The 15,589-nt window shown below is 71.6% G+C and carries 12 protein-coding genes; 3 read left to right on the top strand and 9 right to left on the bottom strand.

The genetic code is table 11. The features are described 5' to 3' along the window. Positions 1–93: 93 nt before the first annotated feature. Positions 94–975: an RNA polymerase sigma factor SigF gene (locus tag ACFVWD_RS31990; protein ID WP_389601131.1), complete on the bottom strand. Its 882-nt coding sequence runs from the start codon at positions 973–975 to the stop codon at positions 94–96. 217 nt (positions 976–1,192) lie between these two features. On the opposite strand from ACFVWD_RS31990, the gene ACFVWD_RS31995 reads away from it, so the two are divergent. The 3 genes from ACFVWD_RS31995 to ACFVWD_RS32005 all read left to right on the top strand — a co-directional run bounded on the left by ACFVWD_RS31995 (position 1,193) and on the right by ACFVWD_RS32005 (position 4,164). Beyond that, positions 1,193–2,155 (top strand): anti-sigma factor RsbA family regulatory protein, encoded by a 963-nt coding sequence (locus ACFVWD_RS31995; RefSeq protein ID WP_389601133.1) that lies wholly within the window; start codon positions 1,193–1,195, stop codon positions 2,153–2,155. Positions 2,156–2,645: 490 nt separating this feature from the next. Further along, entirely contained in the window at positions 2,646–2,822 is a 177-nt protein-coding gene (locus ACFVWD_RS32000; RefSeq protein WP_168487631.1) for a hypothetical protein, read from the top strand. 136 nt (positions 2,823–2,958) lie between these two features. Next, a complete protein-coding gene (locus tag ACFVWD_RS32005; protein WP_389601135.1) occupies positions 2,959–4,164 on the top strand; it encodes a cysteine desulfurase-like protein in 1,206 nt (401 codons plus the stop codon). A 112-nt stretch (positions 4,165–4,276) separates the two neighbouring features. Here the strand turns inward: ACFVWD_RS32005 and ACFVWD_RS32010 are convergent, their stop codons facing one another. The 8 genes from ACFVWD_RS32010 to ACFVWD_RS32045 all read right to left on the bottom strand — a co-directional run bounded on the left by ACFVWD_RS32010 (position 4,277) and on the right by ACFVWD_RS32045 (position 15,210). Then, positions 4,277–6,553: an FUSC family protein gene (locus ACFVWD_RS32010; RefSeq protein ID WP_389601137.1), complete on the bottom strand. Its 2,277-nt coding sequence runs from the start codon at positions 6,551–6,553 to the stop codon at positions 4,277–4,279. A gap of 98 nt (positions 6,554–6,651) precedes the next feature. Then, a complete protein-coding gene (locus ACFVWD_RS32015) occupies positions 6,652–7,311 on the bottom strand; it encodes a spherulation-specific family 4 protein (RefSeq protein WP_389601139.1) in 660 nt (219 codons plus the stop codon). Beyond that, complete coding sequence (locus ACFVWD_RS32020; RefSeq protein ID WP_389601141.1) at positions 7,308–8,222, bottom strand: NAD-dependent epimerase/dehydratase family protein; 915 nt, start codon at positions 8,220–8,222, stop codon at positions 7,308–7,310. The genes ACFVWD_RS32015 and ACFVWD_RS32020 overlap by 4 nt, the downstream gene beginning before the upstream one ends. A 7-nt stretch (positions 8,223–8,229) precedes the next feature. Further along, entirely contained in the window at positions 8,230–8,943 is a 714-nt protein-coding gene (locus ACFVWD_RS32025) for an NDP-sugar synthase (protein WP_389601143.1), read from the bottom strand. 34 nt (positions 8,944–8,977) lie between these two features. Beyond that, positions 8,978–9,979: a GDP-mannose 4,6-dehydratase gene (locus tag ACFVWD_RS32030; RefSeq protein WP_389601145.1), complete on the bottom strand. Its 1,002-nt coding sequence runs from the start codon at positions 9,977–9,979 to the stop codon at positions 8,978–8,980. Positions 9,980–10,067: 88 nt separating this feature from the next. Further along, complete coding sequence (locus ACFVWD_RS32035; RefSeq protein ID WP_389601147.1) at positions 10,068–11,444, bottom strand: hypothetical protein; 1,377 nt, start codon at positions 11,442–11,444, stop codon at positions 10,068–10,070. Next, on the bottom strand, positions 11,441–12,979 hold the full coding sequence (pelF, locus tag ACFVWD_RS32040; protein ID WP_389601149.1) for a GT4 family glycosyltransferase PelF: 1,539 nt from the start codon (positions 12,977–12,979) through the stop codon (positions 11,441–11,443). The genes ACFVWD_RS32035 and pelF overlap by 4 nt, the downstream gene beginning before the upstream one ends. A gap of 86 nt (positions 12,980–13,065) precedes the next feature. Continuing rightward, complete coding sequence (locus ACFVWD_RS32045) at positions 13,066–15,210, bottom strand: hypothetical protein (protein WP_389601151.1); 2,145 nt, start codon at positions 15,208–15,210, stop codon at positions 13,066–13,068. Positions 15,211–15,589 lie beyond the last annotated feature (379 nt).

Raw genomic sequence — 15,589 nt, forward strand, 5'->3', positions numbered from 1 at the left:
ACTTTGGCCCGGTGACGCACAGGACGGTCCCGCCCGAATTCGGGCGGGACCGTCCCGCGGCGCCCCGGACGAACGCCACCCAAGGCGGGTACGTCAGGCGACCGCGGGGTCGAGCAGCCCGGTGCGAAGACGCCTGATGATGCGGGTGATCAGACGCGAGACGTGCATCTGCGAGATGCCGAGCTCCTCACCGATCTGGGCCTGGGTGCGCTCCTCGACGAAGCGCATGTGGATGATCCGGCGCTGACGTTCGTCCAGTTCGGCGATCAGCGGAGCCAGGGACTGGAAGTCCTCGACGAGTTCGAGCGAGGGATCGTCCTCGCCGATGAAGTCCGCGAGAACGGTGTCCCCGTCCGCGCCGTCGTCGGCCGTGAGCGCGGCGTCGAGAGACGAGGAGTTGTAGCCGTTGGAGGCCTTGCGCGCCTCGATGACCTCCTCCTCGGACAGACACATCAGCGCGGCCAGCTCACGCGTGGTCGGGGTGCGGCCGAGGCGGGTGCGCAGTTCGTCCGTCGCCTTGGCGAGCTCGATCCGCGCCTCCTGAAGACGGCGGGGTACGTGCACGGCCCAGCTGGTGTCGCGGAAGAAGCGCTTGATCTCGCCGACGATGTACGGAACCGCGAAGGAGGTGAACTCGACCTCGCGGGTCAGCTCGAAGCGGTCGATCGCCTTGATGAGCCCGATGGTGCCGACCTGGACGATGTCCTCCATCTCGTCCTGGCTGCGGCTGCGGAAGCGAGCCGCCGCGTACCGCACGAGGGAGAGGTTCATCTCTATGAGCGTGTTGCGCGCGTACTGGTAGTCGTGCGTGCCTTCTTCCAGCACGGCCAGCCGGTCGAAGAACTGACGCGACAGCTCGCGCGCGTCCTTCGGGCTGATCTTCAGCGGCTCGTCGATCAGGGGGAGTGCCTCCTCCTGTGCCGTCCCTGCCTGCTGTGCCGTGTTGGTTGCCTTCGCTGCCGTCACGGCTGCCATGCGGTCCACCCCAAATCGTTCGAAGGAATTGAAGACAGAGCCCGTCTGCCCCGTCTCAAGCCGGTCATGCCGTCCAACGCCCGAAACCTGCGGAACGCGTCAGTTCCGCGGCCGCCGGACGTGGGTCCAGGACTACTTCTCGCCGAAGCCCTCTGCCGGATGCACACCGACGGCAACCGCCGCCGCCTAAAGTGGGATCCGAGGTGAGCCAGTGGGCATGGAGCAGGGAGAAAACGGAGCGCGGTCGCCCCTCGCCCGAGACCGGGCGGAGCCGTTCGCGCACCCCGCGCTCCTGTACCGCTCCGACCAGGAGTACGCGGACGGGACGTTGCCGTTCGTGTCCGAGGGCCTCGCCACCGGCCGGCCCGTGGCGGTGGCGGCACCTCCGTCTCGACTGGCGCTGCTCAAGGCGGAACTCGGACCGGCCGCCGACGAGGTCCGCTGGATCGACATGACACAGGCCGGCCGGAACCCCGGCCGGATCATTCCCACCGTCCTGCGATCGTTCGCCGACGCCCACCCCGGACGCCCGGTGCGCATCATCGGGGAGCCGATCTGGTACGGCCGTACACCGCTCGAGTACCCGGCCTGCGTCCAGCACGAAGCCCTCATCAACGCCGCGTTCCGCGGACGTGACGCGACCATCCTGTGCCCGTACGACGCCCGAACCCTCTCCGACGACGTGATCGCCGACGCACACGCCACGCACCCCGTGGTGATCAGCGACGGGCGGCCGGGCGTCAGCCACGCCTACGATCCCGAACGCGTCCTCGCGCGCTACAACGAGACCTTGCCGTACCCGCCGGGAGCGGCCACGGTCCGCTTCGCCGCCCGACTGCTGCCCACGGCACGCGACTTCGCGCTGCGCGAGGCACGGGAGCGGGGGATGGCGCCGTCCCGGTTGCAGGATCTGAACCTCGTCGTCGCGGAGTTGACGACCAACAGCGTGGTGCACGGAGGCGGTTCGGGGACGCTGCGGATCTGGGCCGAGAGCGAGCAGATCGTCTGCGAGGTGCGTGACGAGGGACACCTGACCGACCCCCTGGCCGGCCGCCGCCCGGTGCGCCCGGACCAACTCGGCGGCCGGGGGCTGCTCCTCGTCCACTTCCTGTCCGACCTCGTACGCCTCCACACCGCCGAGAACGGCACGACCGTACGCAGCTACCTCGCCCGGACATGACCGCGGTCGCTCCACCCGGGGGCCGGCCGTGCCCCTCGCTGCTCGCCGTACCCGCTCTACTCGCCGCGGTGCCGCCAGTACCAGAGCAGGACCACGACGAGCCCGCAGAGATAGACCAGGGGCAGGATCAGGCCCGGGACACGGGCCGCGATCACGAAGCGGCTCCGACGGGGGAACAGGCCGATGCGGCCAGGGTCTGTGCCATTGCAGTCTGCTTTCGATGAGCTGCGGGCCGGTGGGGCGTGTGCGGCGACAGCAGCAGACTGATCAGCACGCGCGGCCCGGGTGGTGGGCTCAATGATGACGGCAGGACCCGCGGTTCGGCCCCGTCCGGGTCGGCCGGACTTGTGTACAGGGATTCCGCTCGCGCGAGCGGTACACGGAGAGCGGCTCCCGTTCCGTGGTCGCACCGATACGCGAAGTTGTGTCGACAGGATTCCCGGGGGCACTCGGGCTCCACCACCACTTCGGAAGAGAAGAGGAGAAACTCATGCTCGGAATCGTTGCGGCGATCGTGCTGTTCATCGCATTCTTGATCAATGCCGCGGACCTCTCGACGAACGACGTCTTCACCTCGACCAACGTCATGCTCATAGGGCTGGCCCTGCTGGCCCTGCACGTCTCCGGCGTCGGCGGCGGCTGGGCGACCCGAAGTCGCAGGCGCTGACATCTGGGGTGGGCACCGCGCCGCACCGCGCCGGTCCGTCGAATGCGGCGCGGAGAGCAGGGTAATTGCTGTTCTGAAGTCCGACGCCTGACGTCGTCGTTCCCGAGCTGACGACATCGCACCCCAAGGAGCCCGAGTGACCTACGACGTCGGCGCGTTGCGCGCCCAGATCCCCGCCCTGCGGACCGGCATCGCGTACTTCGACGGTCCGGGCGGCACACAGACGCCGGCGCCGGTCGGCGCGGCGATCGCCGACGCGCTCACCCGCCCGCTGTCGAACCGGGGGAGCGTGACGGCGGGAGAGGCGAACGCGGAGGCTCTCGTCACGGAGTTCCGGCAGACCATGGCCGACCTGTTGGGCGGGTACCCCTCCGGAGTCGTCTTCGGCCGCAGCGCCACCCAACTCACGTACGACTTCTCCCGGACGCTGGCGAAGGACTGGACCCCCGGCGACGAGATCGTGGTGAGCCGTCTCGACCACGATGCCAACATCCGCCCCTGGGTCCAGGCCGCGGAGCGGACCGGCGTCCGAGTGCGATGGGCCGACTTCGATCCGGGCACCGGCGAACTCCCGCCCGCGGCCGTGGGCGAGCTGCTCACCGAGCGCACCCGGCTGGTCGCCGTCACCGCCGCCTCCAACCTGATCGGCACGCGCCCCGACGTCGCGGAGATCGCCCGCCTGGTCCACCGCACGGACGCACTGCTCTACGTCGACGGCGTGCACTACACGGCGCACACGTTCGTGGACCTCGCACGGCTCGGCGCCGACTTCTTCGTCTGCTCGCCGTACAAGTTCCTCGGCCCGCACCATGGCGTGCTCGCCGCCGCTCCAGCCCTCCTGGAGACGCTGCGTCCCGACAAGCTGCTGCCCTCCACCGACGCGGTCCCGGAGCGTTTCGAGCTCGGGACGCTGCCCTATGAGCTCCTCGCCGGCACCCGCGCCGCCGTCGACCTGCTCGCCGGTCTCGGGACCGGTCCTGCGGACGACCGGCGCGCCCGGCTGCGGTCCGCGTTCGCGTCGATCGAGCGGCACGAGCGAGCGCTGCGGGACCGGATGGAGAACGGCCTGGCCGCACTGGCGGGCGTCACGATCCGCTCCCGGGCCGCCGACCGCACCCCCACCCTGCTCCTGACCTTCGACGACCGCGACACGGACGACGCCTACCGCTTCCTGGCGGCGCGGAGCGTGCACGCGCCCGCGGGAACCTTCTACGCGCTGGAGGCATCGCGCCACCTCGGCCTGGGCGACACCGGGGGCCTGCGCCTCGGACTGTCGCCGTACAACGACGAGGACGACGTGGAACGGATGCTCGAGGGCCTGGCGGCATTTCTGAAGTCGTGACCGCCAAGGCTCCCGACGTCATGACCACCGGCACCAGCCAGGGCCTGTCCGGTCGATCACGGTGGAGGGAAGCAGCGGCGCCGCGTCTCCGCCGTGATCGACCGGACAGGCCCTAGGCGGCGGGTCCCCGGGACGCCGTGTCCGTGGAGGTCGAGACCGGTACTCCGAGGGGGCGGGCGAGGCCGATCACGCCTTCGTCCAGGCGCTGCAGATGCCGCAGGACCCGGTCGGTCACGCGGTCGTGCCGGGGAAGGCCCGGCCGGCCCGTCTCCAGCATGGACGCGAGGCTGGGGCCGGTCTCGGCCACGCCTTCGGTGTCGTCGTCCTCGACGCGTGCGACCAGGACGTCGATGTTGTGCGCGATGCGCCGGCCGGCCCCCTTGAGCCGGGGATCCGCCGCGACGGTCTTGCTGTAGGGCAGCAGCTCGGCCGTCGCCGCCAGGGAACGCGCGTGGTACGCGCACGTCTCCAGGAGCGCCACGAGATAGCGCGCGGTCTGCCGGCGGGCTCGCAGCGGGGTGATCGGATGGGTCAACGGCTGCGTGGAGGACCGCAGATCGTCCAGGGCCGTGTCGAGATCCCGCGCCTTGTCCAGCAACTCGATCGCCGGGCCGCCGCTCAGCTGGTCGACCGCCGCACCGGTGACCTCCCCGAGCCGCTTCAGGACCGTGGCCAGCAGCTCGTCGGTACGGCGGTCCGTGTTCACCGGCAGCACCAGGGCGGCCGCGATGACACCACAGGTGGCGCCGAGGGCCGTTTCCTCGATACGAAGGACGAGCACCCCGGTGCTGTAGGTGTTGAGCAGCGTGTACAGCAGGCCCAGCATCGCCGTGACGAAGAAGGACATCAGGGCGTACGACAGCGGCGCGGTGAAGAACATCGCGAAGATGAACAGCAGCACCAGGGCGAACGCGGTCCAGGTGTGGGAGCCGACCAGACTCGCCAGCAGGGCACCGGCGACGACACCGAGGACGGTGCCGAGCAGCCGCCGGTACCCCTTGACCAGGATCTCTCCCGTGGACGCCGTGTTCAGGAAGACCACCCAGCAGGTCAGCACGGCCCAGTACCAGCGCTGACTGGAGAGGAACTCCCCACCGACGATGGCCAGGGCCGAACCCACCGACACCTGGACCGCGGTACGGGTCGTCGGACGCTTCCACCCCGTGGGGTCGTGCGCGTCCTCCTCGGCCTCCTCCGACCCGGCGATGGCGACGTCCTCCGCGTCCAACTCCTCACGGGAACGGGTCGTCGACGGTGTGTCGTCGGACTCGTCCTGCGGCCCGTCGAGGGCGAGCCGCAGTCCCAGGACGGAACGCCCCGTCTCCCCGATCCCGCGGAAGACGTCCTGGACGGCCGCCGAGGCGCGCGGCAGGTTCTCCTCGTCGCGGTAACCGAGCAGCCGGTTGCGCACGTGGGCCATCCCGGTGCCGCGGTCCTCGGCGACCGGGCGCAGGACGAGAAGACGCAGTGCTTCGAGATCACGGCGCAGGATGGCGGTGGTGTCGTCCTGCGCCCGGAGCCGGTCGCTCGCCGCGGGCACGGGCGCATTCGGCAGATGCAGGGTGAGCGTGTCGGCGCGTTCCGCGCTGCGGGCGGTCAGGATGAGCACCCCGAGCCGCTCGGCGGCGATCTCGGCGTCGGCGATACGCCGCTGCACGAGCGCGGCGGTGGCGCGGTCGCTGGTCCCCTCCTCCAGCCGCCCCTGGATCATCATCGCGCTCTCGTGGAGCCGGGCGGTGTGCCGCCTGACCTCCTCCAGAGCCTTCTCCACCCGGTCCGGGCCGGCGTCCAGCAACTCGATCTGGGCGGACACCAGTTGCGCCAGACGGGCCCGGAAGGCCGCGCGCAACCGACGCAGCACACGCTCGGGCGTCTCCGGAACGACGACGAAACGCACCAGCGCGCTGCACACGAACGCGACGACCAGCGTCCCGCACAGCCCCGGCAGACCGGGGACGCCGGCCCTGACGAACAGCGACACGAAGTAGACCTGGAACCCGATGAGACCCAGCGCCGTTCCGCGATCACCGAAGCGGCGGCTGTACACGGCGGCGAAGATCAGCGCCAGGAAGAAGAGGTCACCCGCGACCACATGGGTGCTGAGCAGCGCCCCCAGCGACATCGCGGCGAGTGCCACGACCAGCCCGAGCGCGAGCGTGACCGCCTGTTGGCGCCGCTGCTTCTCCTTGATGGCGAAGGTCGCGGCCATGGCCGCGATGGAACCGGCCACCAAGTGAGTCTTACCGGCCCCGACCAGCGCCAGCACGGCGAGCGTGAGCGCGATGGCCCCCACCGTCCGCAGCCCGGCCATGAGCCGCAGCAGCCCGGGGTCCGATGCCGCGAATCGGTCCCAGATCCTCGTCCGGCCCGGCCGTGTCGCTGTCCTCACGCTGTTGTTCTGCCTCGCTCTCCGCCATGATCAGCGGTTCCAGCATGGCACGTGCCGACGCCCGCGCGTCCTTCCCGGCGTCCGCGGCGACCCCGGGCTCAGTCGGCCTCGCTCAGCGCGGGCGTCAACTGCGCCCAGGGATTTGGAGGTTCTCCCGTCACGGGACCGCAGACCGCCGCGCCGCGTTCGCGCGCGGTGCGCACGGCGAGCGGTACGAGCGCCTCGGGCACACCGTAGACGAGATGGCAGAACCGCTCGGGCGGGTGCCGCGCGGTCCACGCCGGTCTGCTGAATGCCGACACATAGGTCGTCCAGTGCCCCTCGAAGGTCACCGTCAGGTCGGCGACGCGCGCGTACCCCGGCGCCGGGTGCACCCCGGGGTTGAGCACGACGGTCGTGGTGCCCAGCCGGCGTACTGCCCGCACCAGCCTTCGGCAGGCGGGCAGTTCGGCCGGGTCCGAGGTCACCCGGTCCAGGAAGCAGCCGTCGGCCCCGTACCACTCCCGGTGCCGTACGACGTCCTGCGCGACCTCGGCCGTGGAACGCGCACCGTAGTCGGTGTCCACATAGCCGAGCAGGCGGGCGCCGGCCGCCCGCAGTGCTCCGGCCGCCGCGGTGAACGCCGGGTCGGGGCCCGGGCCCGGACCGTTCGCGGGATTGATCACCACCGCGTACGTACAGGACGCGGACGTGATCAGCCGGTGCCAGGCGCCCGGGTCCTCGGCCGGGTGGACGTACAGCGGAATGAGCAGGCTCACGGCGCCCGGCCGCCTTCCGGCCGGAGGGACGTCGCCGCCCAGAGCGCGGCCAGCGACTCCTCCAGGGCGTACGACGGCCGCCAGTCGAGGCTGTCGCCGGCGGCGGCGATGTCGGAGCACTGCCACGACACGGCCCCCGAGCGCGCCGAGCCGCCGCCGTCCTCCTCGATCCGCCCCCGGAACCCGGCGGTGTGGGCCAGCGTCCGTACGAGCTCGCGCACCGGGACGGCACGTCCGCCCCCGATGTTGAGGACGCGCGGCAGGGGCCCGGGCGACGTGGCCGCGAGCACCGCCGCCCGCGCCACATCTCGTACGTCCACGAAGTCGCGGTACGCCGACAGGTCGCCCAGCCGGATCACCGCGTCCGCGTCCGGGCCGGCCGCGCGCAGCAGCCCGGCGATCCGGCCGGGCAGCCCGGTGGGCGGGGCGCCGGGCCCCACCGGGTTGCCGACGCGCAGGACCACCGCGTCGAGACCGGAGGTCGTCACGGCGACCGTCCCGGCGAGTTTGGTGGCGCCATAGGGGGTGACGGGACGGGTGGCCGACGTCTCGGTCACCCTGGTGTCCGGGGTGCCGGGGCCGTACTCGGCGGCCGAGCCCAGCTGGACGAGGCGTGCCGAGGGCGCCGCCTTCCGCAGCGCCGCGCACAGGACGGCGGGGCCACGGGAGTTGACCTCCGCGAGGGTCACGGCGTCCCCGTCGGTCGAGCCCGCGCAGTTGATCACGGCATCGGGCGCCGCCGACTCCAGGGTCTTCGCCAGCCCGTCCCTACGGGCGGTGGCCAGGTCGATGTCCAGCTCCGCGTCGGGCGAGCGACCGCCGCCGAACACCCGGGCGCCCGGCAGGGCGCGCAGGTGCTCGACGACGTGACCGCCCAGATACCCGGTGAAGCCGAGGACGAGAATGCGCATACGGTGGTCAGGCTCCCTTGAGCAGCATCGACTTGCGGGTGGTGAACTCGGCGTTGGCCCGGTCGTAGTCGTCGGGGCGGCCGATGTCGAGCCAGTACCCGTCGAAGTCGTACGCGTGCGGCGGGTTCTGTGCCCTGAGCAGATCGAGCACCAGTTCGTCGAAGCCCAGCGGCAGCCCGGGCGTGTAGCCGTCGAGGGTCGACCTGGACAGCCCGTAGACGCCCATGGAGACGCGGTAGTCCATGCTCGGTTTCTCGGTGAACGCGACGACCTTGCTCCGGTCGGTGGTCAGCACGCCGAAGTCTATGTGCACCTTGCGCGCGTAGGTCGCGATCGTCAGCGGGGCGGCCGAGGCCCGGTGCTGCTTCAGGATGTCGGCGTAGTCGAGGTCGGTGAGGACGTCTCCGTTCATCACGAGGAACGACTCGGGCAGGCGCTCGCGCATGGTGAGCAGCGGCCCCATGGTGCCCAAGGGGCTCTCCTCGGTGGCGTAGTCGATGGCCATGCCCCACTGGGAGCCGTCGCCGACGTAGGCGCGGATGATCTCGCCGAGGTGGCCGATGGCAAGCGTGCAGTGGGTGAAGCCCGCGGTGGCGAGCTGGCGCAGCACGATCTCCAGGATGGCGTGCTGGTCGCCGATGGGCACGAGCGGCTTGGGCAGCGCGGTGGTGTAGGGCCGCAGCCGGACGCCCTTGCCTCCCGCCAGGATCACTGCGTGCATAGGGGCTCCTCCTTCGTGGACGTGCCGGACAGGGTCAGATGTTGTAGATGCCGGTCTTGTACCGGGCGAGGTTGGCCGGGTCACGGAAGAACTCCACCGTGTGCGCGAGCCCTTGCTCCAGGTCGTGGCCGGGACTCCAGCCGGTCGCCTCGCCGAGCCGGGTCGCGTCGGCGACCAGCCGCATGACCTCGGAGTTCGCGGGCCGCATGCGCTGCGCGTCCTCGCGCACGTCGATGGCCGTGTCCATCACCTTGCCGATCAGCGTGACCAGGTCACCGACGGAGATCTCGCCCCCGGTTCCGGCGTTGAAGGTGCGGCCGACCACCCGCTCGGCGGGCGCGGTGCCCACCGCGAGGAACGCCTGCGCGGTGTCCTTCACGTAGGTGAAGTCCCGGGTGGGACGCAGATCGCCGAGGGTGATGGTGTGCGCGCCGGCCGCCACCTGCCCGATGACGCTGGGGATCACCGCGCGCATCGACTGGCGCGGCCCGAAGGTGTTGAACGGGCGCAGGGTCACCACCGGGGTGTCGAAGCTCGCGTGGTAGCTGTCGGCGAGCCGGTCCCCGCCCGCCTTCGAAGCGGCGTACGGGGACTGGGTGTTGATCGGGTGGTCCTCGGTGATCGGCACGGTCTGCGCCGTGCCGTAGGTCTCGCTCGTGGAGGTGTGCACCAGCCGGGGTGTGCCGAGGGCGCGCACCGCCTCCAGCACGTTGAGCGTGCCGGTGACATTGGTGTCCACGTAGCTGTGCGGTGCCTGGTACGAGTACGGGATCGCGATGAGGGCGGCCAAGTGGTAGGCGCAGTCGGCGCCTTCGAGGAGGCCCCGGACCGAGCCGGGGTCCCGGACGTCGCCGAGGACGATCTCCACCTGGTCGAGGACGTCGGTGGGCAGGGTCTCCAGCCAGCCGTAGGAGGCGAAGGAGTTGTACTGCGCCATGGCCCTCACCCGGTGTCCCGAGGCGACCAGCGCCTCGGTGAGGTGTGAGCCGATGAAACCCTCGGCTCCGGTGACGGCGGCGAGCGGTGCGGAGGTCAACGCGTGGTCCTTCCGGTCGGTTGCGCGTGTGATGTCAGTGCGTCGGGCGCGGCCCGGGGGCCGGTGTCGTGCGGTGGTGGTCCGGAGGTCAGGCATGCGGCGCGGGCCGCCCGAGCAGCCGTAGCGCGCACGCCGCGAGACACAGCGCGGCGGCGCCGCAGCACAGCGACAGCACCCCCGCGCCCGGTGGGAGATGGAACACGGTGACGGCCGCGGCCCCGCCCGCGGCCGCGAGGCACACCCCGGCGGGCGTCCAGGCCACCCCGAACGCCTGGAGCAGCAGCGCGGTCCACAGGGTCGCCGCGAGCAGCAGCAGCGGGGTCGGCTCGGCATCGGTGAGCAGGGCCGCGGGCAGCAGCGGCAGCAGGTAGGCGAACAGACAGAGGGCGAGCACGCCGGCCGAACGCAGCAGGAACGCGGCCGGGGTGGCCGTCGCCCGCAGCGCTGCCACCGACATGCCCCGGTAGCGGTACAGCAGCCACTCGGCCGGTCCCATGCTCACGGTCAGCACGATCACGGCGTACGGCTCCCGGCGGCCCTCCAGCAGCACCATCGCCCCGGCGGCCAGGCCGAACAGGCCGTACGGCAGCGAGCGCAGCAGCCGGGGCCGGGTGCCGTCCGGGACGGGTACGGCCGCGAGGGTGCTCCGCAGGGCCCAGCCGGCCGCGGCGACCGTACCGATCAGCGCCAGCAGCGGCAGTCCGGCCCGCAGCACGGTGCCCGGCTCCCACCACGGCAGGACCGCCGCCCCGGCGATCAACGGGGTGAGCGCGGCCAGCAGCAGCCGTTCCCGGCCCAGCACCAGCAGCACGCCGGCCGCCGCGAGGTACGCCGACTGCGCGGCCGCGACCAGGGCCGCCGGATCGGGTCCGGCGACCAGAGCCCCGGCGGCCGTGGCCACCGCGGCGCCCAGGGGCGCGCCCTTGAGAAGCGTGCGGCCGGCCTCCCGCCGCCCGGTGGTCATCCGCAGATAGGCCCGGTGCCCCAGCGCCTGGCCCCAGGCCCAGGAGACCAGCCCGGCCACGATGAGGACGTGGGCGTGCCGGTCGGCGTGCCAGAGTCGCCCTGTGAGCAGGTAGGCCAGTCCCGGCAGCGCGAACAGCGCCCCGCGCAACGCGCATCGCACATGGTCCGGGCGCCACGGGTCGGCCGGCTTCGCGGGCTCGGGGAAGGTGCGCGGCACCCGTTCGAACAGGGTGGCGGCGAGCGAGAAGAGATGGGGATGCCCGTACCGCTCCTGGATGACCTCGGCGGTCAGCCCCTCCGATTCCAGCAACGCCGCTACCTCGTACGGATGGACGGCGGGCCCGATGCGGTCGGCCAGCTCCGCGGCGAGCCGGTCGACCGCGTCCCGGTCCGGGCCGTGATCCGGCAGGCGCAGGGCGAGCGTGCGGTCGTCGGCGAGCCGGAGGGCCAGCGTGTCCTGCTCCGGCCCGCCGGGTACGAGCTCTATCGGCCCGCTCATCCGGCCATGCTCCCCGACTGTGCGCCCACCGCCGCGAGTTCGGCGTCGGCCGTGGCCCGGTCGGCGGTCCACGGCTCGCGCGGTGTGATCCGGCCGAGCGCCGACAGCTCCAGGTAGATCGAGCGGAAGGTGTCGACGGTCTGGCGCAGGGTGAACTGCTCGATCACGCGCAGCCGCGCCGCCTCGCCCATCGCACGGCGGCGGTCGGGAGCACCCAGCAGTTCTAGCGCCGCCGAGGCCATCGCGGCGGGATCGCGCGGGGGTACGACGAGACCCGTGTCGCCGACGGCCTCCCGTACCCCGCCCACGTCCGTGGAGACGGTCGCCCGTCCGCAGGACATGGCCTCGATCAGGGTGAAGGGGAAGCCTTCGCTGATGCTGGAGAGCATCACGACGTTGCCCGCGGCGTAGGCGTCCTTGATGTCCTCGACGCGGCCCTCGAACGTGACCGCGTCCGCGTGGCCGAGTTCGGCGGCCAACGCCTCGCAGCGCTCCCGGTACGCCTCGCCGCCGCGCGGCGTTCCACCGAACAACCGCAGCCTCAGGGAGGGGAGTTGGGCCCGGGCGAGGGCGAAGGCGCGGATGAGGGTCTCCAGGTCCTTGATCGGGTCGACGCGGCCGGCCCAGCTGAGGGTGGGCTCGGTCGGCTCGGGACCGGCCGGCGGGAAAGCGGCGGGGTCCACGCCGTTGTAGACGGTGCGGATCGACTTGGGGTCGGCGCCGCCCTGTTCCTCCCACAGCCGGTTGTAGCGGTTGCCCGGCGTGATCAGGGCTGCCCGCCGGTAGGTCTCCTCGGCCAGCAGCCGGAAGAAGCCCAGTACGACGGCCTTCACCGGCCAGCGGTAGGGGGCGGTGCGGTAGCCGAGGTAGCGCTCACGCAGATAGACGCCGTGTTCGGTCAGCAGCAGGGGCACGCCGTGCCGTTCGAGCGCGGCCAGGCCCGGCAGTGCGGCGACGCCGCCGCTGACCGCGTGGGCCACTCCGTCCTCCGGCAGCGGTGCGGCCAGCGGACGCAGCGCGTGTTCCAGCAGGGCGGTGGCGGTGAGCGCATCGTGCAGCGTCGGCCGTGCCTCGCGCACGGCCAGTCCGGGCCGGTTCCAGACGGCGGTCAGGATGCCGATCGCCCGGTCCCCGCGAAGGAAGGGACTCAGCATGCCGTCTGCGGCGGCCCGCGCCATCTCGTACAGGGCGGTGCCGAACCTGTCCTCCGCACAGGGATCGAGCAGGGCGGTGAGGAACCGCTCGTATGCGGTGGCGAGTTGATTGCGCCGACGACCGCGGGGCGGCCGGCCTTCGGGCGCGGGCCCCCACATGGGGACCGCGACGACGCGCGAGACGTGCGGGGGGATGTCCCACACGATCGGTTCGCGTCCCGTACCGGTCACGGCGACGACGTCGAAGTCGATGTCGGGCATGCCGCCGACGAGCTGGTCGCACCAGACGCTGACGCCGCCATGACTGTGCGGATAGGTACCTTCGGTGAGCAGAGTGACGCGCGTTGACTTGGGGCGTCGCGCGCCGTGGGGAACGTGCATCGATGTGCTCCACGGCCGAGTTATGGGGTGGTCGTGCCGGTCCCGGCCGCCGGTGGTGCGGCCGGGACCGTCTGTCGGTGCGCCGTTCAGTTGTCCGGGGTGTAGGGCACCTGCCGGGTCGCACCGGCCGGTACCCGGGTGCGCGGAGCGGTACGGGTCGCCGCCGCCTTCTGTGACACGTCGACGGTCGCGGACAGCGACGGGGTGCTCGACGGCAGGGCGAGCGCGAGCGGTGCGCCCGCCGACGCGGTCCAGCCGGACACCTCACCGGCGTACGCGGAGCCGAAGGCGGCGGTGCCGTTGGTGGTGCCCGTGGGCATGGTGGCCGTCACCGCGACGCCGCTGGGCGCCTGGACGGTCACCGTTTCGCCGATGCGGTAGGCGGTGATCCGACCGGCGGAGACCGCGGTCTTCCAGGCGGCGCGCCGCTGCAACTCGGTGCCGATGTCCTTCATCCGCAGGTTCACCACGGGGGTGTTGTCCGCGAACAGCGCGTCGTACCCGCCCAGGACGCCGTCGAGTACCGGGTACGCGATGCGGTCCTCGGCCAGGTTCGACTGGTGGATGAAGTGCGGCTTGGGGTCGTTGGAGAGGACGTGTCCGAGGTCGATCCTCGTCTCCAGCGGCACGATGTGGTCGGCGTAGCCCGTGCTGGTGTCCAGCGGCGCCGACAGGCAGGTGGAGGTGTCGGGGTGGTCCTCGCAGATGCCGCTGCCGCCCTGGGCGCGGCTGGTGTAGATCCAGTTGTACTCGTCGACCTGCTCGGCCGCCCGGCCCGCGTTGTAGAAGACGTTCATCGGGTAGCGGGGGACGGTCGTGGCGGGACCGACCTGACGCTGGTCGGGCTCGCGGGAGTTGTCCGAGCCGAGCCAGGTGACGCCGTTGTCGGTGAGCGCGGGCGTCAGGTTGGGATTGTCGTCGGGCTGCTGCGGCAGCACCTTGAGCCCCGAGTGCTCACCGGTGATCAACTCGCTGGTGTCCAGGGGCAGTCCGGCCGCCTGCCCCCAGGCGCGGTTGGTGGCGATCTCGTCGGAGATGGTGGTGCGGCCGACCCACTTGGTGCTGCCGTCGGTGTTGGTGGCGCACTTCCAGGGCACCACGGTGGTGTCCTGCTCGCAGCCGAGGAAGGCGTGCGTGTAGGTGTGGTTGATCCAGCGGAACTTGTCGCGGTCGGCGATCAGCTTGTCGGCCAGCAGGTCGACCCCGTTGTTGTCCGTACGCTGGTCCACGCTGCCCGCGCCGTTGAAGGCGAGGTCGAGGGTGAAGTTCCGGCTGCTTTCCCAGGCGGCGGCTTGGTCGACGTCCGCCGGGGTCATGCGGATCGGGTTGGTCACGCCCTCGCCCTGAGGGCAGTCGATGTCGCCGGGCGTGCAGTTGAGCTGGGTGTCCCAGCGGTCGTCGGCGGCGAAGACGTCGTCGACGTGCACGGCGAAGTAGTTGCGCGAGGCGCCGAGGTGCACGCCCCCGGTCATCCACTCCACGATGCCGCGGGCCAGCAGCCGGAACTGCTGCTGGTACTGGTTGTAGACGAACGTGACGACGAGCTCGCGCCGTCCGTCGTGCCGGTACTCGCCCACCAAGGAACCCCGCGTCGACTGCCCCGGTATCGGCGCGTCGACGTACGGGGTGAAGTCGGCCCCGGCGGCGGGCGTCGACAGATAGGCGTAACTCTCCCCGACCGTGGGGGAGTTGTCCTCGAACGGCACGGTGCCGTCCAGATAGCCGAAAGGGCCGGCCTCGCCGGCCGCCGTGACCTGGGCCTGCACACCGTCGACGCTGCCGGAGTAGCCGCCGCTGACGGGGTACTTGAGCCCGGCCTCCGGACGCGCGTAGGTGTACGCGTCCACCTGTGGGATCGCGTACGTCTGCTCGTACGCGGCCAGTGCCGCCATCTCGGCGGAGCCCGCCGGGAACGGGTTGTCGTTGGGCAGGACGACGGCCTGGAACTTGGCGCGCGGACGACCGCCCACCGTGTCCGCCAGGAAGCCGGCGTCGATCACGGACCTTCCGGACTGCTGGAGGTCGACTTCGGTGTACGGCGTGCCCGCGGCGTCCAGTTCGGCGGCGATGGCATCGGTCGACGGGCCCCTGTCGCTCACGACCAGCACCCGCAGATCGATCCGGGGTGTGGTGTCGTCGGCGCGGGCCGTGCCGGCCGGCAGGCCGAGCGAGGCGATGAGCGCGCCCACGGTGAGCGCGGTTCTGCGTATGGTCCGCTTGGTCCGCGGCATGCGGCGAAGTCCCCTCCCCGGGCAGGGGTGAGTACAGCTCCTTCGGAGCGGACGCACCCCCTTGCGCGACGCCGCCGCCCCCCTCAGGTGCCGGTCGCCGACGCATCCGTTGCGTCACATAGTGGTGTCTGTGTGTAGCTTTCGTGGTCATGCTGCGAAACGTGACGGAAAAGCGCAGGCGTCCAATCGGTCATCAAGGTGTCCGGAACGCCGATCCGTCGATCGCCGCGGAGTGTGGAGCGAGACTGCCCCATGGGCCCCGTGGGCTGGTCGTGACCTGCGCCGGAGCGGATACGGAGCGAGGGAGTCCGTCGCGTTGCGGCGCCACCGGTCCAGACCAGGTGAACTTCACGTGTCCGGGCCGGAATTGAGTCGCCCG

Origin of the sequence: Streptomyces sp. NPDC058086 (genome assembly GCF_042885015.1) — a bacterium.
In the GTDB taxonomy this organism is placed as follows: Bacteria; Actinomycetota; Actinomycetes; order Streptomycetales; family Streptomycetaceae; genus Streptomyces.

Bases quoted from the DNA above. Each gene is read 5' to 3' on its own strand.
- ACFVWD_RS31990 (WP_389601131.1), bottom strand. From the start codon at position 975: ATGGCAGCCGTGACGGCAGCGAAGGCAACCAACACGGCACAGCAGGCA.
- ACFVWD_RS31995 (WP_389601133.1), top strand. From the start codon at position 1,193: ATGGAGCAGGGAGAAAACGGAGCGCGGTCGCCCCTCGCCCGAGACCGG.
- ACFVWD_RS32000 (WP_168487631.1), top strand. From the start codon at position 2,646: ATGCTCGGAATCGTTGCGGCGATCGTGCTGTTCATCGCATTCTTGATC.
- ACFVWD_RS32020 (WP_389601141.1), bottom strand. From the start codon at position 8,222: ATGCGCATTCTCGTCCTCGGCTTCACCGGGTATCTGGGCGGTCACGTC.
- ACFVWD_RS32025 (WP_389601143.1), bottom strand. From the start codon at position 8,943: ATGCACGCAGTGATCCTGGCGGGAGGCAAGGGCGTCCGGCTGCGGCCC.
- ACFVWD_RS32035 (WP_389601147.1), bottom strand. From the start codon at position 11,444: ATGAGCGGGCCGATAGAGCTCGTACCCGGCGGGCCGGAGCAGGACACG.
- pelF (WP_389601149.1), bottom strand. From the start codon at position 12,979: ATGCACGTTCCCCACGGCGCGCGACGCCCCAAGTCAACGCGCGTCACT.
- ACFVWD_RS32045 (WP_389601151.1), bottom strand. From the start codon at position 15,210: ATGCCGCGGACCAAGCGGACCATACGCAGAACCGCGCTCACCGTGGGC.